This window comes from Marinobacter sp. AC-23, from assembly GCF_001858325.1.
In the GTDB taxonomy this organism is placed as follows: Bacteria; Pseudomonadota; Gammaproteobacteria; order Pseudomonadales; family Oleiphilaceae; genus Marinobacter.
In genome coordinates, this window is sequence record NZ_MBPP01000023.1 from 200504 (window position 1) to 226986 (window position 26483).

Sequence of the window (26483 nt, forward strand, 5' to 3'; positions counted from 1 at the left end):
CCTTGTCTTTCATATTTGCATGATCTCTACGAGTACTGTTTTGACGATAAAGCCAATCACACCGGCCCCCAGTACTGTAAAAAGGGCGATGGTACCAAATTTTCCAGCCTGTGATTTTTTGGCCAGATCCCAGACGATAAAGCCCATCCAGCCAATAAGGCCTGTCAGAAACACCAGCATGGCGATCTGGGAAAAGACTGCTTCATTCATGACTTGCTCCGAACATACTCAGGGTTAGTGTTCATCCCGCAGGAAAACCCAGTTGTTCTTGTCGGACTGGTCTTCGCTGAAATAGTAGCCATCAAGGTTAAAATTCTTGAGGTCGTTTGCATTGGTAATACGATTCAGGATGGCATAGCGGCACATGAGGCCGCGGGCTTTTTTGGCGTAGAAACTGATTATTTTGTACTGACCGTTTTTCCAATCCTTGAATTGGGGGGTGATCAGCTGTCCTTCAAGGTCTTTCTTCTTCAGGCTTTTGAAATATTCATTCGAGGCCAGGTTTACCAGCACTCCGTCGTCATTCTTCAACAACCGATTTATTTCCTGGGTGAGACGGTCACCCCAAAACGCGTATAGATCCTTGCCGCGCTTGTTCTCGAACTTTGTGCCCATTTCCAGCCGGTATGGCTGCATCAGGTCAAGCGGTTTGAGAATGCCGTACAACCCGGACAACATGCGCAGGTGTGCCTGGGCGAAGCTGAAATCTTGCTCGCCAAAGCTTTCGGCACCCAGCCCCGTATAGACGTCACCTTTAAATGCCAAGACAGCTTGGCGCGCGTTCTTTGCAGAGAAGGGCGTGTGCCAGCTCTGAAAGCGCTCGGCGTTTAATTGACCCAGCTTGTCGCTGATGCTCATCAGGTTGCTAACCTGGTGGGGCTCCAGCTCTTTTAGCTGATCAATTAATTCGCAGGCATCATCGAGAAAGTCTGGCTTGGTAAAGGTTTCCGTTGCCAGGGGGCTCTCATAATCCAAGGTTTTAGCGGGTGAGATAACCATCAACATGTTGGATAATTCCTCATTGCAGAAACGTGAGTAACTGATCACGGGTAAACGGCCAGTCGAGCTCCTGCCCGGTATCACTGCGCCGCAGCACAGGAATTCGCGTGCCAAAACGCTCTACCAACTCTTCTGATTGTGCGATATCCACCACATCCACGGGTATCGGCGCCGGCATGGGCGTACTCACCAGCAAGGCTTCTGCAAGCTCACACAGATGGCATTGGGGCGTGGTGTAAAAAAGCAATTCCATTATTTTGATTGGGCGTCCACTTGCTGGCCGCTTACGCCTATGCTGTCACTGCCCATCAGATACAAATAGACCGGCATGAGCTCTTCCGGTGTTGGGTTCTGCTGTGGGTTTTCTGCCGGGTAAGCATGGGCCCGCATGTTGGTTCTGGTAGCGCCTGGGTTCAGGCTGTTTACCCGCACGTTGTGGCGATCATCGTCCAGTTCATCGGCCAGGAGTTGGCTCAGGCTTCAACGGCAAACTTGGAGACTGCGTAGGCGCCCCAGTAGGCTTTAGCTTGGCGGCCAACACCGGAGGATGTGAAGATGACCGATGCTGCATCGGACATGCGCAGCAGGGGAATCATTGCCCGGCTGAGCAGGAACGGCGCCGTGGCATTCACGTGCATGACCTTGTTCCAGGTTTCCGGGTCGTACATTTCCACAGGGCTGCGATCGCCAAGGATACCGGCATTGTGCAACAGGCCATCGAGCTTCCCGAAGTTGTCTTCCAGGGTCATGGCCAGTTCTTCGTAGTCTTTTACGGCAGCACCTTCAAAATTCATTGGAACTATGGCCGGTTTCGGGTGCCCGGCGGCTTCGATCTCGTCGTAGACCGATTCCAGTTTGCTCACGGTTCGCCCAACAAGAACCACGGTTGCACCGTGAGCAGCATAGGTTTTTGCGGCGGTACGGCCGATTCCGCTGCCCGCACCGGTTACCAATATGATGCGGTCTTTCAGAAGATCAGCGGGTGCCTGGTAATCTTGCATAACCTGTCTCCGTAGCAGACTGGGGGTTCATCAGAGTGTGTCAACGTTCGGCCGTTTCAGAAGGGCGCTATTGTAACAGCTTTGCGAGATCGTTCACGGTGTCGGCAATGATGTCTGCTTGCCATAGGTCAACGGTCTCTGGCTCTTCTATATAGCCATAACGCACGGCGATGGTTTTCATACGCGCATTACGGCCTGCCTTTATGTCTCGCTCGTGGTCGCCTACATACACCGCTCGGGCAGGATCTGCACCGATTTGTTGGCAGGCCAGAAACAAGGCCTCCGGATGGGGTTTACGATCAGTGACGTGATCCGGACAGACCAGCGAAGCGCAGCGTTCTGCAAGGCCAAGCGCCTGAACCAGCGGAGCCGCAAAACGTACCGGCTTGTTGGTAACGATTCCCCAAGGGATTCCCCGCTGTTCCAGTGAGTGAAGCAGCGTGTCCATGCCGTCAAAAAGACGGGTTTCAACGGCGACTCCCACCTCGTACATGTCCAGAAACGCCGTGTGTTTGCCGAGATAATCCGGATGATCAGGTTCTAGCCCAAAGCCTATCCGCACCATGGCGCGGGCACCGTTGGACACAGATCGGCGTATGTGCTCTGCCGGTAGTGCCGGGAGCCCGTGTTGCTGGCGCAGCTCGTTCAGGCAGCGGATAAAGTCTGGCGCTGTGTCGATCAGTGTGCCATCCAGATCAAACAGAACGGTTGAGGGTTGCTCAGTCTTCACGGGTATCCCGGGCGTGCATCAAATAATTTACATCTACGTCCCGGCCTAGCTTGTAGGAGCGGGTGATGGGATTATAGGTCATACCGGTCAGTTCACGCACATCCAACCCTGCGTGGCGAAGGTAATCGGACATTTCCGATGGCCGAATAAACTTCTTCCATTCGTGTGTGCCTTTGGGGAGCATGTTTAATACATACTCGGCACCAACAATCGCAAAAAGGAAAGACTTGGGGTTACGGTTGATGGTAGATACAAACAGGTGTCCGCCGGGCTTGAGCAGGGTAGAGCAGGCTTTGATCACAGAAGCTGGGTCGGGTACATGCTCCAGCATTTCCAGACAGGTAACGGCGTCGTATTGACCAGCATGCTCTGGGTCACGGGCTAGCTCTTCAACAGTGATTTGTTGATAGTCCACCTTGATTCCGCTTTCCAGGCCATGTAACCGTGCAACGGCCAAAGGCGCTTCGCCCATATCTAATCCGGTTACGTGGGCACCACGCAGGGCCATTCCTTCTGAGAGTAAGCCGCCGCCACAGCCTATGTCTGCAACGCGCTTGCCAGCGAGAGATACGCGTTCGTCGATATAGTTCAGACGTAACGGGTTAATATCGTGCAATGGTTTGAACTCGCTGGTGGGATCCCACCAGCGGCTGGCCAAGGCTTCAAACTTGGCGATTTCGTTACGATCAACGTTCTGGTTTGTCATGTTGCGTTCTGCCTGATCAATCTGTCGGAATTCAGTTAGTCAGCCTGGTGCTGGCGGATCTTCGTGGCCCAGCCTTCAACGCGAAGCATAAGATCTGGGACATCTATACGCGTCAGTTTGCCATCCTGTACCTGAGGTACGCCATTAATCCAGCTATGACTTACTGCGCGGCCGTGGTTGCTGTAAACAAGATGGGATGCAGGGTCATAAACCGGCTGAATAAACGGATCACTAAGATCAACCGCTATGATGTCGGCCAACTTGCCGGCCACCAATGAACCCAGGTCGTGGTCCCGGCCTAAGGCCTTGGCGCCATTGAGCGTTGCCATCTGAAGGGCTTGGTGAGCAGACAGTGCGGCTGCATCGTTGGCGGCCACTTTAGCCACCATGGCGGCGGTACGGGTTTCGCCAAACAGATCCAGATCGTTGTTGCTGGCAGCTCCATCCGTTCCTATAGCAACGTTCACACTGCTTTGCATAAGTTTATGGGTGGGGCACATGCCGCTGGCGAGCTTGAGATTGGATTCGGGGCAGTGGATAACGTGTGCGCCTGTGCCTGCAAGCAGGGTGATGTCTGAGTCGCTGACTTGGGTCATGTGAACACACTGGGTGTTGGCACCAAGAGCGCCAAGTTCTGCAAGGCGTTCAATAGGGCGTTTCCCCTGCTTTTCCATGGCATCCGCCACTTCAAATTCGGTTTCATGCAGGTGGATTTGAATGCGCGCCCCTGTTTTTTTGGAGAGCGCGACAGCTTGGCCAAGGGTTCGTCAGATACGGTGTAAGGTGCATGAGGACCAATGGCGGGCATAATGTAGTCGTCGCCTTTCCAAAGATCGATCAGTGCCTCGCCTTTGTTCAGATACTCATCCGGGCCAGAGCCCCATGGGGTCGGGAAATCCAACAGCGGAAAGCAGACCTGTGCCCGCATACCCGTATCGTGGGCCATTTGGGCCACAATCTCTGGGAAAAAATACATATCCGAGAAGGTGGTCGTGCCGGTTCTTAGCATCTCTGCCATGGCCAACTGCGTGCCGTCGGCAATAAACTGTTCGCTGATAAACTGGCCTTCTGCCGGCCAGATATGATCGTTCAGCCAAGTCATCAGGGGAAGATCATCTGCCATGCCACGAAACAGTGACATGGCCGCATGGCCGTGCATGTTGATCAGCCGGGCATTACAACATGGTGGGGGAGGTCAATGGTCTCCCGAGTACGAAACTCACGATCTGCTTGCGCCACGGGTAACACCGCCGCAATTTTGGAGCCCTGAATGATAACGGCCTGATGCTCAAGCACCACCCCGGAGGGCTCAATCGGAATCAACCAACGGGCGTTGATGCGAATATCAGCTGCGGTGATGGTATCTGCCGTCATTAACCCTGCCTTGCAGTGCCGGCCACACGTAAATTTGAGCACGAGAAAAGTGCTCTCGGGCGCCGGACAATGGAATGTAGGCCGGAAGTATAACCGTTATACTGGCGGTTTTCAGTGTTATGAAACGAGAGTCAGGCAATGAATAATACTAAGGAATCGACATCCCCGGCCATAGGAACGGTCGCTCTTAAATGGCATAACGGTAGCCTGGAGCTGCTTGATCAGCGCCTTTTGCCAGCTCAGGAGCAATGGGTAACCTTGAAAAGCGCGTCTGGTGTGGCTCTGTGCATTCAGGACATGGTTGTTCGCGGCGCGCCGGCCATTGGTATCAGCGCAGCGTACGGTGTGGCACTGGCTGCCCGGCATGCCAGTGACGAAGGCTGGCAAGCTGTAATTAAACAGGCTATCCGTGAATTATCCGCCTCGCGGCCAACGGCAGTGAATCTGTTCTGGGCCTTGCAGCGAATGGAGCGGGTGTTTGGTGCTTGCGGCGACCTCAGCGAAGCGCAGAAACGGCTAGAGGATGAAGCGATTGCCATTCACCAGGAAGACCTTGCGGCCAACCTGGCAATGGCAGATCACGCCCTTGGTGCGATGGGGTTTTCTGTGGGCGCCGATAACACGTCGCCTATCTCGGTTCTTACCCACTGTAATACGGGTGCGCTTGCAACGGGTGGATATGGCACTGCCCTAGGTGTTATTCGCCGGCTGCATGAGAAAAACCTGTTGAAGCAGGTTTATGCAGATGAAACCCGACCCTGGCTACAGGGCAGCCGACTGACGGCCTGGGAATTGATGCGGGACGGTATTCCGGTGACTCTGAATGCGGATGGCGCTGCAGCGGCAATTCTTGCATCGGGTGAGGTGCGGTGGGTCATCGTTGGCGCGGACCGGATTACTGCCAACGGCGATGTTGCCAATAAAATTGGTACATATAGCCTCGCGGTGCTGGCGCGTTATCACAACGTTGGGTTTATGGTCGTGGCGCCCACTAGCACCGTGGATATGTCGCTGAAATCAGGTGCCCAGATCCCTATTGAAGAGCGGAACGGCGTTGAGCTTCGAGAGGTGCGTGGGGTTCCGTTGGCGCCGGAAGGTGTGTCGGTATTTAACCCGGTGTTCGATGTAACGCCTGCAAGCCTGATTGATGTGATCGTTACGGAAAAAGGCGTGGTGCGGAATCCGGATATTGCGGGAATGTACAGGCTATTTGGTTGACGGCTTTTTTTCGGTGGTAGCGTTGGTGTCTGCCAGTTCGTTATTTTGTTTGGCAAAACTTTCGCGCAGCTCCGCCACCTGCTTTTCCTGATCTTCCGCGAAGTGTAGTGACATCTCAAAGCTCTGCCGGGTGAATTCCAGTACCTTGCGGAAGCCTTCATCTGAGAGGGTTCGTGCAGAGTCGTGGCGGCGAAAGATGTTGATAAACTCCCGCTCCCTCTCAAACTGCAACGGCACTCTGGCCACGCCCCAGTCGTTCAGGATTTGCCAGACCTCGGGATTGTAATTCCGGGTGGTGCGCATGATAAAAGGGATGGGGTCGTTCCGTGCGATGAGCGCGGTCAGCCGGAGGATCAACTCAAAAGAAAGCGTAGCCGTGCCGTTCTCTATGGCTTCAAGAACGGACTTGTCACGAAGATCGAGCGCTTCGCTCATCTCGGATAAGGTCAGCCCGGCCACTTCCCGTATATCCTTTAAGGACTGGCCTGCAGCGAGCATGGCACGGAGCTGGTCCTGGGAGTTAATCAGTGCCCGGCCCACTCGCAACGATGTGTCTGTGGCGCGAGCCCGAACCGGAAGGCCGACCCGGTCAAGCTGGCTAACCGGTCAATAATGCCTTCCGGGGCTTTTTCTGAAGCTGCGGGTTTGCGTAGTTCATCTACTTCTTCTTGAGAGCGCATGGCGTGAAGCGCATCCAACAGCATGTCCTGCAGCGCCCGAGCCTTGTTCTGATTCTCCGGGTCGCTGGACACTTGCTTGTCAGTTTTCTGAACCATTACCGGGCTTCAGCCTGAGCCGCGAACTGCTGTGGGGTAAGGATGGAGGCCATGCGCTTATCCAGCTCCAGCATGTCTGCCATAATATCGCCGCCTTCGCGAATCACGAAATCCAGCTCTTCGTCAGTAGACCCGAGATCTGCGGCCTGTTGATCCTGCCAGTCCTCAAGCTCATCGATAGACTCAAAAGTATCCTCGCCACGGAGCTCACGGCGCGCATTGGCAATGGACAACCTGGTGCGTTCGATCTGTTCCTGCTGGATAGTGCGTTCGTCCAGGTTCAAGCTCACAGTTTCCCTTTGGCGTTGCTCTTTCAGGAAATTGATTTCTTGCTGAAGCAGGCTGAACTCCGGGCTGCTGGCAAAGCGACTTTCATGACGCTTACGGAGATCGTCAATGATGCTGCTGAAATCGAAATATCGGGTATGCGGAACGGCATCTATCTGATCCCAGGGCAGGGCATGATCCAGTGCATCTTCACCGATACGGGTTTTGTCGATACGTGAGGGGATTTCGATATCCGGGATCACGCCTTTATGCTGGTTGATCCCCCGGATACGCGGTAGAACTTCGATTGGGTAATCTTGAGCTGGCCATGGTTAAGCGGGCGAACGGCCTGCACTGTGCCCTTGCCAAATGTTTGCGAGCCAACAACCAGGCCGCGGCCATAATCCTGGATCGCGCCAGCGAAAATTTCGGAGGCCGAGGCGCTCATGCGGTTGGTGAGCACCACTAAAGGCCCATCGTAGGCGACCGAGGCATCGTTATCGGTAAGCACCTGCACTTCATTGCTCGAGTTGCGAATTTGCACGGTAGGTCCGGTATCGATAAACAAGCCAACCAAGTCATTGGCTTCGTGCAAGGCGCCGCCGCCATTGTTGCGAAGGTCTATCACCAAGCCGTTTACGCCATCCTGCTGCAGTTCTGTAATCAGCTTTCGCACATCGCGGGTGGTGCTCTTGTAATTGGGGTCGCCTGCCTGCATGGCCCGGAAATCGGCGTAGAACGTGGGGATGGTAATCACGCCAATGGTGTATTCCTTACCATTGCGCTCAAGCTCTATGGTGTCTTTGCTGGCGCTTTGCTCCTCCAGCTTGACTTCATCTCGACTGATGGCAATAGATTTGGTCAGGGTTTCGTCGGTTGAGCTGGCTGGCACTACTTCAAGCGTAACCACTGAGTTGCGTGGACCTCGGATAAGATCGACCACCTCATCCAGGCGCCAGCCAATCACATTCACCGGCTTTTCGCGTCCTGCGCCACTGAAACAATTCTGTCGGCGGGCTTAAGTTGGCCTTGCTTTGAGGCTGGTCCACCTGGAACCAGTCTGACAACTTTAGTGTACTCGTTGTCTGCCTGCAGAACCGCACCGATACCCTCCAGCGAAAGGCTCATGTTGATGTTGAAGTTTTCGGAGGTGCGTGGCGAAAAGTAGGAAGTGTGTGGGTCCCACATACCGGTGAAAGCATTCATATACGCCTGAAAGGCATCTTCGCTGCGAGCCTGGTATGCACGTTTTAGCTGGCCTTCGTAGCGGCGCTTCAGAGATTCTGTGATGGCATCGTCGTCGGTTCCGTTGAGGCGTTGGGCAAGCACGGCGTTTTTAATGCGTTTGTTCCACAGTTTATCAAGCGCCTGCGTGTCTGGCTCCCACTCGGCCTCAGAGCGATCAAGCAAAATGCTTTCGTCAGACGTAAACGTCAGGTTTTCAATGCCAGCGTCCAAGGTGTCCAAGGCAAACTGAAGGCGCTCTATAACACGCTGTTGGACCAGGTTGTAGATATCAAACCCGGGCTGCAGTTGGCCAGTTTTGAGGGCCGAGCCTAACCGGGATTTGACCTTCTTGAGTGCTTCAACGTCGCTGCCAGTCAGATAAACGCGCTGACCATCCAGGTAGTTCAGGTAGGCGTCAAACACATCGCCGGAAAGTTTGTCGCTAATGCCCAGGTCGCGGAAATGGGTGAACTGCAGTTGTCTCGCAATGAGAATGTTGGCTCGTGCCTGGTCAATAGTTGGTGCGACCGGTGTATACGTTTCCGGTTCGGCAGCTTTTGCCTGCGCTCCAAACGGCGCTGATAATAGAAGGGCAACGGTGAGCGCTTTACACACACCCATCCAGCCAGTTCTAAAAGGCGCGTGACGGATAGATGTTTTTTCCGCGATGGTCATATAGGCATACCTGACGATGCTGGGTACCTGCCAGACAGATCTGGAATCGGTTAACCCGTGGGCTTGTTGATTTATTGTAGGCAAGGGCTACACCCGTTGCTATAGGCACGGCGTATCGGTTCGTGACAATCTGTCCATGAATATTTCGGCTTTTCACTGAAAAGTTGTTGTTTTTCAGATAGTTTTAGCTGGATTGAACCGGAGGGTGGGCGCGGTGGTAGGAGTTGGGCACGGACGGGTTTGAGTATTGTAGATAGAGAATGCGGCGGAGGGGGTGGTCCTCCGCCATTTTGTCACCTTAAGTGAACGGTTTTTCTTGCTCTGCATGTTCAAGCAGCAGCGCCGGCGGAGCAAAGCGCTCGCCGTGAGCGACTGCCAATTCCTTGGCACGCTCTGCAAACTGTCTCACACCATACTGATTAATAAACTGTATGGCGCCGCCAGTCCAAGGGGCGTATCCAATACCGAAGATACTGCCTATGTTGGCATCTTCTACGGTGCGTAACACGCCTTCTTCCAGGCAGCGAACGGTTTCAATCGCCTGAATGAACAGAATGCGATCTTTCAGATCTTGCAGTTTTACCTGGTTGGCTTTTTCCTGGTTCACATAGAGGGTTTCAAGCTCTGGCCAGAAGTGCTTCTTGCCTTTGGCGGGGTATTCGTAGAAACCCGCGCCGGCAGATTTACCTTTACGGCCGTGGTCGTTAACCATCTGATCGATAATGGCTTCTGCGGGGTGTGCAGTCCAAGTGCCGCCAGCTGCTTCTACATCTTTTTTGCTCTGATCGCGAACGTGCTGCATCAGCGTTAAGCTGACTTCATCACTGATCGTCAGAGGGCCAACCGGCATGCCTGCCAGTAAGCCCGCATTGTCGATGCTGGCCGGGTGAATACCTTCGCCGAGCATGCAGATGCCTTCGTTAACGAAGGTGCCGAACACGCGGGAGGTGAAGAAGCCGCGGCTGTCATTAACAACCACCGGGATCTTGCCAATCTGCTGAACGTAATCGAAGGCCCTGGCCAGAGTCTCATTCGATGTTTTCTCACCAACAATGATCTCCACAAGCATCATTTTGTCTACGGGCGAAAAAAAGTGCAGCCCGATGAAGTTTTCTGGCTTGTCAGAGGCCTTGGCCAACTGAGTGATGGGGATGGTTGAGGTGTTGGAAGCAAAGATGCCATTTTTAACCAGCTTTGGTTCGGCTTCTGCGGTCACGTTTGCTTTCAGGTCGCTGTCTTCAAATACAGCTTCGATAACCAGGTCGCAGCCTTCCAGATCGGCGGCAGAAGCGGTCGCTTTGATACGTCCCAGGATCTCTGCTTTCTTCTCTTCGGTCATTCGGCCGCGGCTGACTTTTTTCACCAGCAGGTTTTCTGAGTAGTTCTTGCCTTTCTCAGCGCCTTCCAGAGAAACGTCTTTAAGCACCACTTCCATGCCTCGGCTGGCAGTGGAGTAAGCAATGCCAGCGCCCATCATGCCAGCGCCCAAAACACCGACCTTTTTAAAGGTTTCTTTTTCTACGCCATCCGGGCGACTGCCGCCGGCGTTAATATCATTAAGCTGGAACCAGAAGGTGCCGGTCATGTTCTTGGCGACTTGGCCCGTTACCAATTCTGCAAAATAGCGGGTCTCGATCAGGCTGCCGTTATCAAAGTCTACCTGTGCCCCTTCAACGGCCGCAGCCATAATGCGCTCAGGCGCGGGGTAACAGCCCTTGGTTTTCTGCTTAAGCATGGCGGGTGCAATCGCCAGCTTTTGTGCCATGGCAGGATGATGGGGCGCACCGCCTGGCAGTTTGAAGCCTTTCTTGTCCCATGGCTGCTGGCATTTAGGGTTGGCATCAATGAATGCCCTTGCTTTGGCGATCATGTCATCCGCTGAGTCGGCCAGTTCATCAATCATTCCGGCTTTCAGAGCAGCTTGGGGCTTAATTTTTTGCCTTCCATCAGGAGCGGGAACGCCGCTTCCAGGCCAATCATTCTCGGCAGGCGCTGGGTGCCGCCGCCGCCAGGCAGTAGGCCAAGTGTTACTTCAGGCAGGCCCAGTTGAATGCTGTCGTTGTTCAAAACGACGCGGTGATGACAGGCCAAGGCGATTTCCAGGCCGCCACCCAGTGCAGTGCCGTTGATAGCAGCCACAACCGGCTTACCACAGGTTTCCAGTGCCCGCATCTGGGCTTTCATGGAGTTGACCATGTCTTCAAACGCTTGCGCGTCGTCGCGGGTAACCTTGTGAATTTCTTTAAGGTCGCCACCGGCAAAAAATGTTTTCTTGGCAGAGGTAACAATAATGCCGCGAATGCTGTCCAGGTCGCCCTGAACCTTGTTGACCGTCTCACCCAGAGCTTCACGAAATGCCGCATTCATGGTGTTCGCGGACTGCCCAGGCATATCGATGGTCAGGGTCAGAATCTGATCTGCCCCCACTTCGTAACGGATGGCACTCATAATCGGTTCTCCTGATAGAAAAGGTGTGGGTTCAGACCCGCTCAATGATGGTGGCAATGCCCATGCCGCCGCCGACGCACAAAGTCGCCAGACCAAAGCGCAAATCACGACGTTCCAGCTCATCCAGTAGAGTGCCGACAATCATTGCACCGGTCGCACCCAGGGGGTGACCCATAGCGATTGCGCCGCCATTCACATTCACTTTTTCATCAGGAACCGCGAGTTCCCTCTGGAAGCGCATCACCACAGAGGCAAAGGCTTCGTTTACTTCAAACAGATCTATTTGGTCGACGGTCATACCGGCCTTTTCCAATGCCTTGCGGGTGGCCGGGGCCGGGCCGGTGAGCATGATAGTTGGGTCGGTGCTGGTAACCGCGGTGGCCACAATGCGGGCGCGTGGCTTCAGGCCCAGGGCTTTACCTTTTGCTTCGCTGCCAATCAGTAAGCCAGTTGCACCATCGACCATGCCGGAGGAGTTGCCTGCGTGGTGCACGTGGTTGATGGTTTCCACGTAATGGTATTTTTCACGGGCGACGCTATTAAAGCCCATTTCGCCCATCATCTGAAAGGAAGGCCTAAGGCCGGAAAGGGATTCTACGGTGGTGTCGCCTCTGACATGTTCATCGCGTTCGAGAATCACGACGCCATTCTGGTCGGTAACCGGCACAATGGATTTGGCAAAGTAACCATTCTTCCACGCGTTGGCCGCTTTTTGCTGGGATTTCACCGCGAAGCCGTCAACGTCTTCACGACTGAAGCCGTCCAGTGTGGCAATAAGGTCGGCACCAATACCTTGGGGCATAAAGCCGGTGTGCAGGTTGGTATGCGGGTCCATCGCCCAGGCGCCACCATCAGAGCCCATGGGGATACGAGACATAGACTCCACGCCGCCGGCAACAATCAGGTCCTCCCAGCCAGATCGTACTTTCATGGCTGCCAGGTTAACGGCCTCAAGACCTGAGGCGCAGAATCGGTTCAGGGTAACGCCAGATACTTTCTCATCCCAGTCCGCGGCAAGCGCAGCTGTTTTGGCAATATCAGCACCTTGGTCGCCCACGGCGGTAACGCAACCAAGAACAATATCATCTACTTGCGAGGTATCCAGGTTGTTTCTCTGTTGCAGAGCATTGAGCACTGTGGTTAGCAGTGTAATGGGCTTAACACTGTGCAGTGCCCCATCTTTCTTTCCGCGCCCTCGTGGAGTGCGGACCGCATCGAAGATATACGCCTCGGTGGTCATTGCTTATCCTCTGATAACTATTGCTTAGGGATTTACTTGCGAGAACCGTCACCATAGCCCGTTGATAGCTGTGTGGGTAATGACGCGGCCTGCCAATCGGATTGGCGAAATTGCTCAGGGGCAGTGACAGGCGAGGTTGCGACTTCTATGTTTGTAGAGTAGAGGCAAAGATTTGTGAGGTGCTCTCAACTGGATACAGGAGGCTCAGAGCCATGTCTTTCAGAGATGCCATAGATAACTTTTACGAACGTTTGGTCGTGGACGCTATTGCTGCGACCAGAGAGCCGGGGGATACCGCAGATTTTCTGACTGACGTTATGTGTGTGGCCTTGAACAGGCTACCTTCCCGCTATTACAGGCACACCATTGATATGATGTTCTATTTGGCGGACGAAGAACTCAGGGGCATGAAAGACAAATCCCTGGCCGCCGTTAAGAGTGCCAGGGATTTTGTCAGGGAACATCAGCGGGAGTAGAGCTCAGAATGCTCAGTTGACGATGAGGCTATCCAGCGCCTTGTTCAACCGGTTTGCCAACGGTAGGTCTGCACCTTCGTTAGCCGGCTTGACGCACCAGCTAGCCACCAATCCCTCAACAGTTTGGAGGGCATTGTCGGTTTTTTCGGTGAACCCCATTCCTTCGGTTAGCCGCTGAACCTGTATTTCCATGCGTTTTTGCTGGTCTGCTTCCGGCGATGGCATGCCTGCGAGAATTTCCGCACGAATGACAATCTCCTGATCGTTCAGTTCGCCCAGCCGCTGTGCAAGTGCCGTCCATTTGGTTGGCAGGGCTTCCGTTGACACGCTGCCTTCCGTGCGGGCAAGCACAAGCGTTTGCCATTCGGCGATACCGGCTTTGAGTTTTTGTGCGGAAACAGCTTGGCTTAACCGCTGCTTTTCTTTCTGAATTTGCTCTCTTGCCGCCGCCGACGTTTTGGACGCGTCGAGGCTGCGGAGCGCAATAACAGCTTGCTCCAGAGTTTGCTCGTCTTGCTCAGAGTTTACACCTGCAACTTGTTGAAGCAGAGCTTCAGCCTCGGTATCCGCGTTCTTCGTTGCCTGTTGCTGTTCTGAACGCTCGGCGTCCCGGCGCGCAAATATCTCGTCACAGGCCTTGCGAAATGCCTGCCATAACTTCCGGTCTTCTCTGTGGCGAGTAATGCCTACGGCTTTCCAGTCTGACTGAAGTGTTTTCGCCTTGTTCATGGCCTCTTGCAAAGGCTCGTGTTCAGTCAGCGCCTGAGCCTGTTCAACAATTGCCAGTTTCAATGCTTCATTTTTCAGGCGCTCTTGGTCAATGGGTGCCTCAAGCTTTTTAAGCAACTCATCAAACCGCTTCTGTACCTGTCGGTTATCTCGAAACTCGACTGGCCAGGCAGATTTCCATTCCTGGCGGGCGGTTTGCAGGATGTGCTCGACAGCTTTCCAGTCAATGGCGCTCCAGTCTGCGGCATTAACAAAGTGCTCCAGCTCAGTGCAGATAGCCTTACGTTTTTCCAGATTTGCCTGTTTCAGGCCAGACTTTGCCTTGAAATAAGTTTTGCAGGGTTCATAGGCCTTATCAGACGCCTGCTTGAAGCGCGCCCATAAAACACGGTCTGACGAGCCACCCAGCTCTCGCCATTCTTTTTGAAGCTCTTTAATGCGCTCGGATTTCGCTTCCGGCTCTATAAGCTGTTCCGCCAGGTATTCCATCTGTTCACAAAGTGCGATTTGTTTTGGCTCGGTGGCAAACCCCTGCCAGTCTGTCAACTCCCTGAGCTGGCCTGTAAGCAGTTGCATTCGGGCCTGAAAGTTCTTGCTGTGGCGGTGATCCAGGGATTTCAAATATTGCTGAGCAGTTTTCAGCAGCTGCCGGGAATCCTTGAGCTGCTTTGCCTCAAGGGCTTCTTCCAGTTGGTCCAGAGTCGCTTTTAGGCTCTCTGAAGATACCTGTTGCTGCTTGTGATCCTCGCTGCTTTTAGTAGGCGCTTTGGGCTTTCCTGCCAGTTTGCGTGCGGGTTCCAGTAAATCCGGGGCAGGGAAACTTGCTGGCCAATTAATCTCGTTCAGCATATCCGACGCGCGTTTTTGGTCTTCAACTGTCGCGTCGTGAACATCCATTGCCGAGATTGCCAGCAGTGACTCTTTCGCCTGGCCGATGTGGCGCACGGCATTGGTATAATTTCGCAGCGCCATCATGGAGGCTTCGTAGGTTTTCTGCTGCTGCTTTTCAACGTGTGTCTCACGGGTTGCTTCCAACCACCGGTTTTCCTGGGTTTTCTGGAGAGCGTCCAGCGAGGCAAGCGAGGCGAGTGTCTCTGTGGGTTGCTGTCGGAGATCATTCAAGGTTTGAGCTATCAGCTCCAGCGTTTCCTCACGCTGAAGTTGCTGTTCACGCTCGTGCTTGTGTGCATCCTGAGCTGCCTGTAGATCGGCTAGCCGTTCTCTGCAACGGAGTACTGACTCAAGGAACTCACTCAGTTGTTCTGGTGTTGCATTGGCCTCTACCGTGGCCCATTGGCTGAGGAGTGTGTCCAAACGAGCCCCGTACAGCTTGGTGTCGTCGCTTTTTGCTTGGTCTCGGGCATGGCTGATCAAAGATGCAATGGCTCCGGAAATTTTCTCCTGTCGGGCCTGCTCTTCTCGGATAACCTGTAGCTTTTGCCGCGCCACTTGGTATACGCCTTTGTCTCTCCCCTTTGCCTGCTTTTGGACGCGCTGAATGAGCTCTTCGTCTACCAATAATTCGGCTGCCCTGATTCGGGTGTCAGCGGTTAACCCCTCAACAGCGAGGCTGGCTGCAACTTCCTGGGTGGGTGTGGCCTGAAGGGCCTGAAGCTGCTCTTCTCGCAGTTCTGCCCGCCTATCCTCCACTGGCGCAGCTATGGGCTGAGCACGAGCTGGCACTTTACGCTCGGGCGCGGCGGGTTTGCGGGACTTAAACAGTTTCTGGAGGAATGCAGCCATGAAGATGTCCTTAAGGATTGAAACCAATCTACGGTGTCGGGCAAAGTATGCCGAAACCGGCCATCGGCTCTCTTTAATATGGGCGCAGAGAGCCGGATACTGCCGTCGGGAGTTTAGGAAACGGCACCAACGATATTAAATGCGCGGCTAGTCTAGCGTTTTGTGAGCGTTTGCGGGAAGGGCTGAATGGCAAAACAGGAAAATAGCGATGATCAGGACTACAAGGCACGCTCGGTTGCCTTGAGGTTGCTCGCCCGCCGTGAGCATAGTCGGCAGGAGCTGACTCTGAAGTTACGACAGCGCCAGCTGGACGGTTCGGTTATTTCGCGGGTGCTGGATGACTATGAGAGGGAAGGCTGGCTGGATGACGATCGCTTTTCGGAGGTGTATTCGCGCCAGCGTATTGACCTGGGTTATGGCCCCCTGAAAGTGCTAGCGGAGCTGCAACAAAGAGGTATACACCAAATGCCGGCCTGTCTTGATGAACTTACGGATACGGACTGGATCCGAAATGCGCTTTTACTAAGGGATAAACGTTTTGGCTTGTCTGACTTGAGTGGAAACTGGGACGAAAAAATGCGTCAGGCTCGTTTTCTTACCCGCAGGGGATTCAGGGCAAACCAGGTGGAGCGTGCGCTTGAGGTCAGTGAACCAAACGATTTTGCCACCTGAGCACTACTAACTACTGCCTGAGCACCACTAACGACTAGAGTGTTGGCGGTATCATTCCCAGTTCTGGGGATAATCCGGCACGCATGTCTGCTCCTTCTTTAGTCTGCTCGCTTTCGGGGGGCTGCCCCAAATCCACTAACGAAGAGTCTTTATCGGCAATGTCTTCTGTCGGTTCCATCAGTCGCGCAAGCACGTCGTAGTAACGGCGAATATTTTGCACGTAGAGAACAGGTTCGTGGCCACGGGCATACCCATAACGGGTCTTTTTGTACCATTCTTTCTGCGCTAACAGTGGCAAGAACTCCTTCACATCCAGCCATCGGTCAGGATTTTTGCCGGCACCTTTTGTCAGCCTGCGGGCATCTTCCAGGTGTCCATAGCCCACGTTATAGGAGGCGAGAGCAAACCAGGTGCGATCTGGCTCGGCAATGCGCTTGGGGATTCTCTTGTGAACCATGCGGAAATATTTGGCCCCCCTTGAATGCTCTCTTCAGCGTCCAGGCGGTTATTAATGCCTATATAGTTTGCGGTGTTGCGTGTCAGCATCATCAGTCCGCGCACCCCAGTTGGGGAAACTGCATTGGGTCGCCAGTGTGATTCTTGATAGCCAATGGCGGCGAGCAGGCGCCAGTCCATATTAAATACGGTGGCGTGATTCCTGAACAAGCTCTCGTAGCTGGGCAACCGGTTTTTTACGTGGTGCATGAAGGTGCGCGCGCCCACGTAGTTCAAGTGATCCAGGTGGCCGTAGAACCGTTCGGAAAGCTGCGCGATGGTGCCGTCTGTGTGCACTTTTTTAAGGAACGTTTTTGCAGCGCCTACCAGTGAGTCGTCTTGGCTTGCCGGGAATAGCCATGCCAGCTCTTTGGCGTCGCCAAGAGCGAACCCTTGCTTAACCTGGGGGAAAAATACGTGGTTTAGGTCAAGTTCGTTGGAGGAGACGATAGCGTATGGGAGTTCACCAGTTTCTACTCGTGCAAGAATGCCGGCAGCATCCAAACCTGGATGAACTTGCCAGGAGATGTTTGAAGCTTCGCCGGTGAGAGTCTCAAGTTGGTGCTCATGATTGCTGTCTGGCACCAGATGAAGGGTTTGCCCAGCGAGATCTGCAAGTGTCTTTGGGCGGTCTACATCGCGATTGTAAACAACGATTGACTGGGCTGCGATGCCGGTAGGAACCGCTGTGTACTGGTTTTCGAACAATGGTTGGGTAGAAAGACCGGCGAGCCCGATATGCGCAAAATCCCGGGAAAGTACAGACAGTATTTCCGTGTTGTCTTCGGCAACCCGCAACCGGAGTTCGACGCCAAGTTCCTCTGCGAAGAGTTTGACCAACTCATAGTCATAACCGGTAGGGCCTTCGCGCCCTTCATAGTAAATGGAGGGCGCCACACGGGTGATTACATGCAACACGCCTTCGTTGCGAATTTCCTGCAACGTACTGGGTTGGCTGCACCCCGTGAGGGCTAGCGGAGCTAAGATCAGCATGCAGGCGAGGAGTGATGTGTAGGTCATCGCTGCACTATATGCAGTCAGGATTCTTGGCAAGTCCCTGTTCTCCGTTACCGCTGGATCATCGGGATGCACGCAAAATGGCTGGCGGCATCCGGTGTCTTTTCGGGTGTGGACTCCATGTTCACCAACCAATGATCCATGCTGCTGCAAGAGGGGTCAATCAAGTTGGTCATTAACTGTGCAAAATAATGTCAAATGCACGCTAGCGGAATAACCTTTCCGGAGCTGTATCCCTGCAACGCTTTCAAGTATGATATGCGCCTTCTCAGAATGCACCCGGACTTCCCCGTTTCGCGCGATACAGGTTGATATCATGCTTGAACTTCGCGGCGCACCCGCGCTTTCGCCATTCCGCTCTCATAAACTGTACGCCAGGATTCAGGCCATTGTGCCCGAAGTTGAGCATGTTTATGCTGAATTCATGCACTTTGTGGATATGGAGGGCGCGCTTTCTGATTCCGAGCAGGCCATCCTTGATCGACTTCTAACATACGGTCCCAGCGTTGCCGCTGAAGAGCCGAACGGCGTTTTGTTCCTCGTTGTACCGCGCCCGGGCACCTTATCTCCTTGGTCTAGCAAGGCAACTGACATAGCCCGCAATTGCGGTTTGCGCCAGATTCAGCGTATCGAGCGCGGTACGGCGTTTTATATCAAGTCGAGTAAAAAGCTTGGCCTGGATCAGCGTGAGAAAGTTGCTGCGCTGCTGCACGACCGCATGACTCAGAAAGTCTTTCATGAAATGGGCGGCGCCCAGCTGTTGTTCAGCCATGAAGAACCTCGCCCACTGGAGCGCATTTCAGTGCTGGCTGGTGGCCGAAAGGCGCTGGTCGAGGCGAATAGGCGTCTTGGTCTTGCGCTCGCAGATGACGAAATTGATTACCTGGTGAAGTCGTTTGTTGGCCTTGAGCGGGATCCGACCGACGTTGAGCTGATGATGTTTGCCCAGGCCAACTCCGAGCACTGTCGCCATAAAATATTTAACGCCTCGTGGGACATTGATGGTGAAGGGCAGGAAAAGTCCTTGTTCGCCATGATTCGGAACACCTTTGAGATGAACAGCGAAGGCGTGCTTTCTGCCTATAAGGATAATGCTTCGGTTATTCGCGGCAGCCGTGGCGGGCGTTTCTTCCCGGATCCTGTAACCGGTGTTTACGGTTATAATCAGGAAGAAATTCATATTCTTATGAAGGTGGAAACTCACAATCATCCTACTGCGATTGCACCTGCTGCGGGCTCGGCAACCGGCTCCGGCGGTGAAATTCGTGATGAAGGTGCAACCGGCCGCGGCTCCAAGCCAAAGGCGGGGCTTTCAGGATTTACCGTCTCCAACCTTAATCTGCCGGAAGATCCCCAGCCATGGGAAATCAACTACGGCAAGCCAGACCGGATCGCATCCGCTCTGGATATAATGATTGAGGGGCCCATTGGTGGCGCCGCATTCAATAACGAGTTTGGCCGCCCGAATATAGCAGGCTATTTCCGAACATTTGAAGAGAAGGTCGCGGGCCCGGCAGGCGACGAAGTGCGGGGCTATCATAAGCCATTATGATCGCCGGCGGCCTTGGTAATATCCGCGCAGAACACGTGGAGAAAGGTGACATACCCGTGGGCGCCAAACTTATCGTGCTGGGTGGCCCTCCATGCTAATTGGCCTTGGGGGTAGTGCTGCTTCTTCCATGGATTCTGGTTCCAGCAATGAGAATCTCGATTTCGCATCCGTGCAGCGGGACAACCCGGAAATGGAGCGTCGCTGCCAGGAAGTGATTGACCGCTGCTGGCAGATGGGCGAGAAAAACCCCATGTGCTTCATCCACGACGTTGGCGCTGGCGGGCTTTCGAACGCTATGCCTGAACTGGTGAAAGATGGTGGCCGTGGCGGGAAGTTTGAGTTGCGCGAAATTCCCAGCGATGAGCCCGGTATGTCACCGTTGGAAATCTGGTGTAATGAATCCCAGGAACGCTACGTTATGGCAGTTGCTTCGGAAAACCTGGAGCTATTTGATGCCTTGTGTCGTCGTGAGCGTTGCCCTTATGCCGTAATTGGTGAAGCCACAGAGGCCCATCACCTTGAGCTAAGCGACTCCTACTTTAATAACAAGCCCGTTGACCTGCCAATGGAAGTGCTCTTTGGCAAGCCACCGCGTATGCACCGAAGTGTTAAAAGAACGTCTTTTACCAAGCCGGTATTTGACTCCACTCAGATTGATTTGAACGATGCGATCCGCAGGGTGTTGCGACTGCCTCCGTGGGCTCCAAAAGCTTCCTTATAACCATTGGCGATCGCACAATTACCGGGCTTGTTGCTCGTGACCAAATGGTAGGGCCCTGGCAAGTGCCAGTTAGTGATGTCGCGGTTACTTCGAGCTCCTTTGATGTGCTGACAGGCGAAGCAATGGCCATGGGTGAGCGCACACCGGTCGCAACCATTGATGCGCCTGCATCTGGCCGAATGGCGGTGGGTGAAGCCATAACCAACTTGGCGGCTGCAGCGATCAATAAATTGTCTGATATTCGCCTGTCGGCTAACTGGATGTGTGCTGCGGGCCACCCAGGCGAAGATGAAAACCTCTATGAAACAGTGCGTGCCGTGGGAATGGAGTTGTGCCCCGAGCTTGGGATTACCATTCCCGTAGGCAAAGACTCCATGTCCATGAAAACCATGTGGGAAGAGGATAACGGCGAGCAGAAGAGCGTGACTGCACCGCTATCCTTGATTATAAGTGGTTTTGCCCCAGTTACCGACGTTTCGCGCACTCTGACACCGCAGCTTATGAAAGATGCGGGCGAAACTGACCTGATCCTTCTGGACTTGGCCGCAGGGCAGAATCGCCTGGGTGGATCAGCTTTGGCGCAGGTGTATCGCAGCGTTGGTGCCGTGGCACCGGATCTCGACGACCCCGAGGATATAAAAGCATTTTTTGCAGTTATTCAGGGTCTTAATGCCGATGACAAGTTGCTCGCATATCACGATCGTTCGGATGGTGGTTTGTTCGTGACACTGGCGGAGATGTGTTTTGCCGGTCGTACCGGTGTGGACATTAAATTGGATGGCTTGGCGGACGATCACAGTCAGTTTGCTCGCGAGCTGTTCAACGAAGAACTGGGTGCGGTTATTCAGGTGCGTCGCGAGGATACTGATTTCGTTCTGCAGCAGTTTTCGGCAGCCGGGTTGGGCGATCACGTCAGTGTTATTGGCACATTGAATGATCAGGATCGTGTACGCCTGACATTTGAGAGCGAAACGGTTGTAGATGACGCTCGAACAGAGCTTCAGCGTCTATGGTCAGAGACTAGCTATCGTATTCAGTCTCTCAGGGACAACGCTGACTGTGCACTTGAAGAGTTCGACAACCTGCTTGATGAGAGCGATCCAGGGCTTCATGCATCGCTCACTTACGATGTGAATGAAGACGTTGCAGCGCCGTATATCAATAAAGGTGCGCGCCCGAAAGTCGCTGTCCTGCGTGAGCAGGGTGTGAACGGCCAAGTGGAAATGGCAGCGGCATTTGACCGGGCCGGTTTTGAATCAGTCGATGTGCATATGAGCGACCTGCTTTCCGGGCGAGTAAGTCTGGAAACGTTCAACAGCCTTGTGGCCTGTGGCGGCTTCTCATACGGCGACGTGCTGGGGGCCGGTGAAGGCTGGGCAAAGTCCATACTGTTCAATGACCGTGTTCGCGACCAGTTTGCCGCTTTCTTTAACCGTCAGGACACGCTCGCGCTTGGTGTGTGCAATGGTTGTCAGATGTTCTCCAACTTGCACGAGCTGATTCCAGGCAGTGAGGGGTGGCCGCGCTTCGTCCGCAATCAATCGGAGCAGTTTGAAGCGCGATTGGCGATGGTTGAGGTAATGCCGTCACCCTCTGCTTTCCTGGAAGGCATGGCAGGATCGCGCATGCCTATCGCCGTTGCTCATGGAGAGGGTAGGGTAGAGTTCTCGGGTAGTGCGAGTGCTGCAGCCCTGGCAGAAAGCGAGCGGGCAGCGCTGCGCTTTGTGGATAACAGAGGCCAGGTAACCACGCGTTACCCATATAACCCAAACGGGTCACAGGATGGCATTGCCGGTGCTACCACCCGGGATGGCCGTGTCACAATTATGATGCCGCATCCTGAGCGGGTATTCCGCACTGTTCAGCACTCGTGGCATCCTGAGGATTGGCAAGAGGATGGATCCTGGATTCGCATGTTCAGAAACGCGAGGCGCTGGTTTGGCTGATAAAGCCCGGAGCTGAAAAAAACCGGCTTTTGAGAGTCCCTTGAGGGTAGCTTTCTGGAGTCGGTTTTTTTGTGCCTGTCATTCGAGGTTTTTAGAGTTTTTCAAGCGCTAAAAGTCATTTTTTTGAAGAAATACCCCTTGACTCAAAATGTTTATGCACATTTTGGGCAGTGCTTTGGGTATTCTATGAACAATGCGCTGCAATGAGCAGCATCTTTCACTGGATTAATGTAACTTATTGAAAATTAAGGTTTAATTTTAACGGGTGAATTTGTCGCCAATTTAACGTGAGGTCAGTAAATACGGGGTTTGGAGAGGTGTTCATCAAATCTTTCCCCAGAGTTATCCACAGAATCTGTGGGTAAGTGGCTAAGTCATTCATCTGTACAAAAAATACCCGGTCTTGAGGAGAGTGTTATGTATAAAATATGCTATTTCGTCCCAGAAACGCACGTGGAGAAAACCAAGCGCGCGCTCTTTGAGATAGGTGCTGGATGCATCGGAGATTACGATTCTTGCGCATGGCAATGTCGTGGGCAGGGTCAATTTCGTCCACTTGCAGGTAGCAGCCCTTTTCTGGGGCACCGTGATACGCTGGAAGTGGTGGATGAGTTCAAGGTTGAGCTTGTTTGCCGTGATGACCTGATCCGTAAGGCGGTTTCTGCTCTCAAGCAGGCCCATCCATACGAGGAGCCTGCTTACGAGATCTATCGGATGGAGGTGCTATAAATCGCCCTTGCTTCGGGTTGCGGCCATAGGGTGCCGGATATCACGAACGTGAACGCCGAAGGAGTCGTTTTTCAAGTCTTCCAGAAATAGTTCCAGAGTCTTGCGTACTGTAGGGAAAGAAATGTCGTCCCAAGGGATGTCGCCCAGAGCAAAAAGGCGGGTTTCAAGAGACTCTTCGCCCGCGCCAAACTGCCCGTTTTTTAGAGTCGCCCGATAAAACATGTGTACTTGGTTTATATGCGGAACATCAATTATGGAATAGAGCCCGTCAATATAAACTTCGGCCAAGGCCTCTTCCAGAGTCTCGCGCTCCGCAGCTTCAACCGTGGTTTCGGCGTTCTCCATATACCCTGCAGGCAAGGTCCAGTATCCGTAACGAGGCTCGATAGCTCGACGGCACAGAAGAATCTGTCCTTCCCATACCGGTACGGTCCCCGCAATAATGCGTGGGTTCTGATAGTGTATTGTGCTGCAGTTAACGCACACATAGCGGTGACGATTGTCGCCCTCGGGGATACGTTGCTTAACCGGATGGCCGCAAGTGCTGCAGTACTTCATGTTTTTCCCCGTATACTTGAATTGATAGAGCGCTCAGTTTAATGATCGTAGTTGCTGCTGTCTCATTCAACACCAGATTTGTCCAGGAGTTCCGACTTGCGTGATTTACTTGTTCAGCGTTTAACCGACTATGCGCCTCGGAAGCTCGACTTGAATTATCCCGAGGCAGGCATTCTCGTTCCTGTGACGGACGATCCTGTAAATCCCGAAATGATATTTACGTTGCGTTCCGAAAATTTGAGCACCCACCGTGGGCAAGTTGCCTACCGGGTGGGAAGCGTGACCCGGGGGATCTGTCGCTGGCCGCTACTGCGCTGCGCGAAACCCATGAAGAAATTGGCCTGCCGCCTGATCAGGTAGAAATTATTTCACCTCTGAGTCAGGTGATGTCACGTCACGGGATTCTTGTATCTCCATACGTTGGTGTTGTACCTGAAGGGCATCCCTTGGAACCCAACCCATTTGAAATTGACAGCATCTTTCGTGTGCCCCTTTCTTTCTTTCTCGAAGACCGGCGTGAGCGTACGGATGCGATCTCTTTTCAGAACCAAATAATATATGTGCCTAGCTACCGCTGGGAGCGTTACCAAATCTGGGGGCTGTCAGCTGTGGTTCTGGTCGAATTTTTAAATGCTGTGTACGATGCCGATATAGATTTACTCAAACCCCGATCCTGAAAAGGAAGATCATAATGCTTTATGAGCTGGATGGCCGTGCCCCGGAGTTAAAAGGTGGCAGCCAGTTTGTTGCCGAAAACGCAACCGTAATTGGAAATGTTGAGCTTCACGAAAAAAGTAGTGTGTGGTTCAACGTTGTGATCCGTGGGGATAATGAGCTAATTACCGTAGGCGCTGAGACAAACGTTCAGGACGGTTCGGTTCTCCACACAGATCCGGGTATACCACTTACGCTGGGTAAAGGCGTCACTGTTGGCCATAAAGCCATGCTGCACGGTTGTGAGGTGGGGGACTATTCACTAATCGGCATTAATGCCGTTGTCCTCAATGGTGCAAAAATCGGAAAATACTGTCTGATCGGTGCCAACACGCTTATTCCCGAGGGCATGGTTATTCCTGATGGTTCTCTGGTAGTTGGTGCGCCAGGTAAAATTAAGCGCCAGCTGACCGAGCAGCAACAAAAAATGCTGGAGCTGAGCGCTGCACATTACGTGCACAACGCAAGCCGGTATGTGAAAGGCTTGAAGCCCGTAAAAGACTGAGGCGAATGTGTTATGGCCGTTGAGGACAGGGTTCGCTCGCCATGCGTGAGTATATGTGCTCTTGATGAGCGTGACGTATGTATAGGGTGTCAGCGCACCAGTGATGAGATTTTGCGTTGGACCTCAATGACGAATTGTGAGCGTAAAGCCGTACTTGGAAAAGTTGCTGAGCGAGAGCAAGAAGTTGCACTTTAATCAGGCGCTAAGATTTCCGAACTTAGTCGGGCGCTCTCCGGAGGATGTGGTTTGAATAATGTTGATCAGGTAACGCTGGGTACGCCACTTAAAGCAAATGCCTTCAAGGTGCTGTTATGTGGTTCCGGAGAGCTGGGAAAGGAGGTTGCAATTGAGCTGCAAAGGTTTGGAGTTGAGGTGATCGCTGCCGACCGTTACCCGAATGCCCCTGCCATGCAAGTAGCTCATCGTAGCCACGTGATTGATATGCTGGATGCCCAAGCGCTACGTGACGTTGTCGAACTTGAAAGGCCCGATTTAATTGTTCCGGAGATAGAGGCAATTGCGACTGCCGAATTGGTCAAGCTAGAACAGGAGGGTTACAAAGTTATTCCTTCGGCCAGAGCCGTTGACCTGACTATGAACAGAGAGGGAATTCGCCGCCTGGCAGCAGAGGAACTGGGGCTAAGTACGTCACCATACTGGTTTGTTGATACGAAAGAGTTATTCGTTGATGCTATTAACGCCATCGGGTTGCCGGTAGTTGTTAAGCCAGTGATGAGCTCTTCTGGTAAAGGGCAGAGCACGGTTACTGATGAGACTCAGATTGATGCAGCCTGGGATTACGCACAAACAGGCGGCCGCGCTGGCAAAGGCCGGGTTATTGTCGAAGGGTTTGTGACGTTCGATTATGAAATCACTCTACTGACGGTTCGGCACTCAGGGGGAGTCAGCTTTTGTGAGCCCATAGGTCACCGCCAGGAAGATGGTGATTACCGTGAATCCTGGCAGCCGCAACCTATGAGCTCCAAAGCGTTAGAGCGCTCTCGCGAGGTTGCTTTGAAGATCACCGAAAATCTTGGCGGTTATGGGGTGTATGGAGTAGAGCTATTTATCCACGGGGATGATGTCTACTTTTCAGAGGTGTCCCCGCGCCACATGACACGGGTCTTGTTACACTGGTGTCTCAGGATTTGTCAGAGTTTGCGCTGCATGCGCGTGCAATACTTGGTTTACCGATTCCCGTAATCCGTCAGCAAGGCCCCTCAGCGTCTGCGGTTATTCTGCCAGAAGGCAATTCTTCGGAAGTGGCATTTTCTGGGATCGAGCAAGCCCTTTCTGAGCAGGATGTGCAACTCAGGCTGTTTGGTAAGCCTGAGCTTTCAGGTCGCCGCCGAATGGGAGTGGCTTTGGCCAAAGGCGATACCATTGAGGTGGCAAAGAGCAAGGCTGTGGCAGCGGTCAAGGCGATTGAAGTTAGGTTGTAGACAGGGAATTAAGTGTCCCGATGGATGCTGGTTCTATAAGGGACGCCTGGTGGTAGCTAAGAGTAATCCGAAACAATTTTAAAATAGTTTCGCGACCCCGTTGACACCTACGCCCAGCTCTGTAGAATGCGCATCTCGCTTGAGGGACACGCCGGAACAGCGGGGTGTTTTGAGAGAGTTAACTGTTTGAAAGTGTTGAAGAAAACGATTTAGACTTTCTTCAAAATAACGGTTGACAGGGTACGGATTCGATGTAGAATACGCCCCTCGAAACAAGCAAGTATCAGCCGGCAAGTCTCGGTGGTTTTAGAAGCGAAGCTTCTGAAACAACTCGAAAAAAACGGTTGACAAGGTGGCGATACGATGTATAATTCGCCTCCTTGATTGAGCCACGGCTCAAACGCTCTTTAACAAATTAACCAAGTAATTCGTGTGGGCGCTGGCTGGAGTATTTCGACAAGAAATACCAAGGCAAGCGACTCGTCGAACATTGAGTTTTGTCTTGAGCAGATTTGAGATCTTC

Annotated in this window: 19 protein-coding genes and 7 pseudogenes; 9 read left to right on the forward strand and 17 right to left on the reverse strand. The window is 53.2% G+C overall.

The window, feature by feature from the left end; genetic code table 11:
* Positions 1–9 precede the first annotated feature (9 nt).
* The 8 genes and pseudogenes from BCA33_RS09140 to BCA33_RS22755 all read right to left on the reverse strand — a co-directional run bounded on the left by BCA33_RS09140 (position 10) and on the right by BCA33_RS22755 (position 4810).
* On the reverse strand, positions 10–210 hold the full coding sequence (locus BCA33_RS09140; RefSeq protein ID WP_071265160.1) for a DUF2788 domain-containing protein: 201 nt from the start codon (positions 208–210) through the stop codon (positions 10–12).
* A 24-nt stretch (positions 211–234) separates the two neighbouring features.
* Positions 235–1005 (reverse strand): peroxide stress protein YaaA, encoded by a 771-nt coding sequence (gene yaaA / locus BCA33_RS09145; protein ID WP_071265162.1) that lies wholly within the window; start codon positions 1003–1005, stop codon positions 235–237.
* 13 nt (positions 1006–1018) lie between these two features.
* On the reverse strand, positions 1019–1252 hold the full coding sequence (locus BCA33_RS09150) for a glutaredoxin family protein (RefSeq protein ID WP_071265164.1): 234 nt from the start codon (positions 1250–1252) through the stop codon (positions 1019–1021).
* Positions 1252–2000 (reverse strand): annotated as a pseudogene (locus BCA33_RS09155) (YciK family oxidoreductase). Before BCA33_RS09155 ends, BCA33_RS09150 begins: the two are co-directional and overlap by 1 nt.
* Positions 2001–2067: 67 nt before the next feature.
* Complete coding sequence (locus tag BCA33_RS09160) at positions 2068–2730, reverse strand: HAD family hydrolase (protein ID WP_071265166.1); 663 nt, start codon at positions 2728–2730, stop codon at positions 2068–2070.
* Entirely contained in the window at positions 2720–3436 is a 717-nt protein-coding gene (gene ubiG / locus BCA33_RS09165) for a bifunctional 2-polyprenyl-6-hydroxyphenol methylase/3-demethylubiquinol 3-O-methyltransferase UbiG (RefSeq protein WP_071265168.1), read from the reverse strand. Before ubiG ends, BCA33_RS09160 begins: the two co-directional genes overlap by 11 nt.
* Before the next feature lie 35 nt (positions 3437–3471).
* Positions 3472–4595: pseudogene (locus BCA33_RS09170) on the reverse strand (TRZ/ATZ family hydrolase).
* A 5-nt stretch (positions 4596–4600) separates the two neighbouring features.
* Entirely contained in the window at positions 4601–4810 is a 210-nt protein-coding gene (locus BCA33_RS22755; RefSeq protein WP_368087231.1) for a hypothetical protein, read from the reverse strand.
* A 138-nt stretch (positions 4811–4948) separates the two neighbouring features.
* On the opposite strand from BCA33_RS22755, the gene mtnA reads away from it, so the two are divergent.
* Complete coding sequence (gene mtnA / locus BCA33_RS09175; protein ID WP_071265170.1) at positions 4949–6028, forward strand: S-methyl-5-thioribose-1-phosphate isomerase; 1080 nt, start codon at positions 4949–4951, stop codon at positions 6026–6028.
* Here mtnA and BCA33_RS21670 read toward each other — a convergent pair.
* From BCA33_RS21670 to BCA33_RS09195, 5 genes and pseudogenes are all read right to left on the reverse strand, one after another.
* Positions 6017–6526 carry a helix-turn-helix transcriptional regulator gene (locus BCA33_RS21670; RefSeq protein WP_254774292.1) on the reverse strand — a complete coding sequence of 170 codons (510 nt, stop codon included), beginning with the start codon at positions 6524–6526 and terminating at the stop codon, positions 6017–6019. The two genes, mtnA and BCA33_RS21670, sit on opposite strands and share 12 nt — an antisense overlap.
* Before the next feature lie 26 nt (positions 6527–6552).
* Positions 6553–6804 (reverse strand): hypothetical protein, encoded by a 252-nt coding sequence (locus BCA33_RS21675; protein ID WP_254774293.1) that lies wholly within the window; start codon positions 6802–6804, stop codon positions 6553–6555.
* Positions 6804–8919: pseudogene (locus tag BCA33_RS09185) on the reverse strand (carboxy terminal-processing peptidase). Before BCA33_RS09185 ends, BCA33_RS21675 begins: the two are co-directional and overlap by 1 nt.
* A 352-nt stretch (positions 8920–9271) precedes the next feature.
* Positions 9272–11421: pseudogene (locus tag BCA33_RS09190) on the reverse strand (3-hydroxyacyl-CoA dehydrogenase NAD-binding domain-containing protein).
* Positions 11422–11452: 31 nt separating this feature from the next.
* Positions 11453–12661 carry an acetyl-CoA C-acetyltransferase gene (locus BCA33_RS09195; protein ID WP_071265171.1) on the reverse strand — a complete coding sequence of 403 codons (1209 nt, stop codon included), beginning with the start codon at positions 12659–12661 and terminating at the stop codon, positions 11453–11455.
* Positions 12662–12873: 212 nt separating this feature from the next.
* Here BCA33_RS09195 and BCA33_RS09200 point away from each other — a divergent pair, with 212 nt between their 5' ends.
* Complete coding sequence (locus tag BCA33_RS09200) at positions 12874–13137, forward strand: late competence development ComFB family protein (protein WP_071265172.1); 264 nt, start codon at positions 12874–12876, stop codon at positions 13135–13137.
* A 12-nt stretch (positions 13138–13149) separates the two neighbouring features.
* On the opposite strand, the gene BCA33_RS09205 is transcribed toward BCA33_RS09200, so the two are convergent.
* On the reverse strand, positions 13150–15609 hold the full coding sequence (locus BCA33_RS09205; protein WP_071265173.1) for a DUF349 domain-containing protein: 2460 nt from the start codon (positions 15607–15609) through the stop codon (positions 13150–13152).
* Positions 15610–15795: 186 nt separating this feature from the next.
* Between BCA33_RS09205 and BCA33_RS09210 the strand changes: the two genes are divergently transcribed.
* Complete coding sequence (locus BCA33_RS09210) at positions 15796–16281, forward strand: regulatory protein RecX (protein ID WP_071265175.1); 486 nt, start codon at positions 15796–15798, stop codon at positions 16279–16281.
* Between the two features lie 34 nt (positions 16282–16315).
* On the opposite strand, the gene BCA33_RS22760 is transcribed toward BCA33_RS09210, so the two are convergent.
* Both BCA33_RS22760 and mltF read right to left on the reverse strand, forming a co-directional pair.
* Positions 16316–16666, reverse strand: coding sequence for a hypothetical protein (locus BCA33_RS22760; RefSeq protein ID WP_368087232.1), 351 nt, complete (start codon positions 16664–16666; stop codon positions 16316–16318).
* The gene (gene mltF, locus BCA33_RS09215; protein ID WP_368087233.1) at positions 16630–17829 is read right to left on the reverse strand and encodes a membrane-bound lytic murein transglycosylase MltF; all 1200 of its coding nucleotides are present in this window, start codon (positions 17827–17829) and stop codon (positions 16630–16632) included. Before mltF ends, BCA33_RS22760 begins: the two co-directional genes overlap by 37 nt.
* Before the next feature lie 280 nt (positions 17830–18109).
* On the opposite strand from mltF, the pseudogene purL reads away from it, so the two are divergent.
* Positions 18110–22012 (forward strand): annotated as a pseudogene (purL, locus tag BCA33_RS09220) (phosphoribosylformylglycinamidine synthase).
* Between the two features lie 417 nt (positions 22013–22429).
* Positions 22430–22741: a YqfO family protein gene (locus tag BCA33_RS09225; RefSeq protein WP_071265177.1), complete on the forward strand. Its 312-nt coding sequence runs from the start codon at positions 22430–22432 to the stop codon at positions 22739–22741.
* Here the strand turns inward: BCA33_RS09225 and BCA33_RS09230 are convergent.
* Entirely contained in the window at positions 22736–23299 is a 564-nt protein-coding gene (locus BCA33_RS09230; protein ID WP_071265179.1) for an NUDIX hydrolase, read from the reverse strand. The genes BCA33_RS09225 and BCA33_RS09230 overlap by 6 nt on opposite strands.
* Positions 23300–23395: 96 nt before the next feature.
* On the opposite strand from BCA33_RS09230, the pseudogene BCA33_RS09235 reads away from it, so the two are divergent.
* From BCA33_RS09235 to purT, 4 genes and pseudogenes are all read left to right on the forward strand, one after another.
* Positions 23396–23976, forward strand: a pseudogene (locus BCA33_RS09235) (CoA pyrophosphatase).
* A 14-nt stretch (positions 23977–23990) separates the two neighbouring features.
* The gene (locus tag BCA33_RS09240; protein ID WP_071265181.1) at positions 23991–24518 is read left to right on the forward strand and encodes a gamma carbonic anhydrase family protein; all 528 of its coding nucleotides are present in this window, start codon (positions 23991–23993) and stop codon (positions 24516–24518) included.
* Between the two features lie 12 nt (positions 24519–24530).
* Positions 24531–24713, forward strand: a complete 183-nt coding sequence (locus BCA33_RS19765; protein ID WP_083394692.1) for a DUF1289 domain-containing protein — start codon at positions 24531–24533, stop codon at positions 24711–24713.
* A 75-nt stretch (positions 24714–24788) separates the two neighbouring features.
* Positions 24789–25960 (forward strand): annotated as a pseudogene (gene purT / locus BCA33_RS09245) (formate-dependent phosphoribosylglycinamide formyltransferase).
* The last annotated feature ends 523 nt before the right edge of the window (positions 25961–26483 follow it).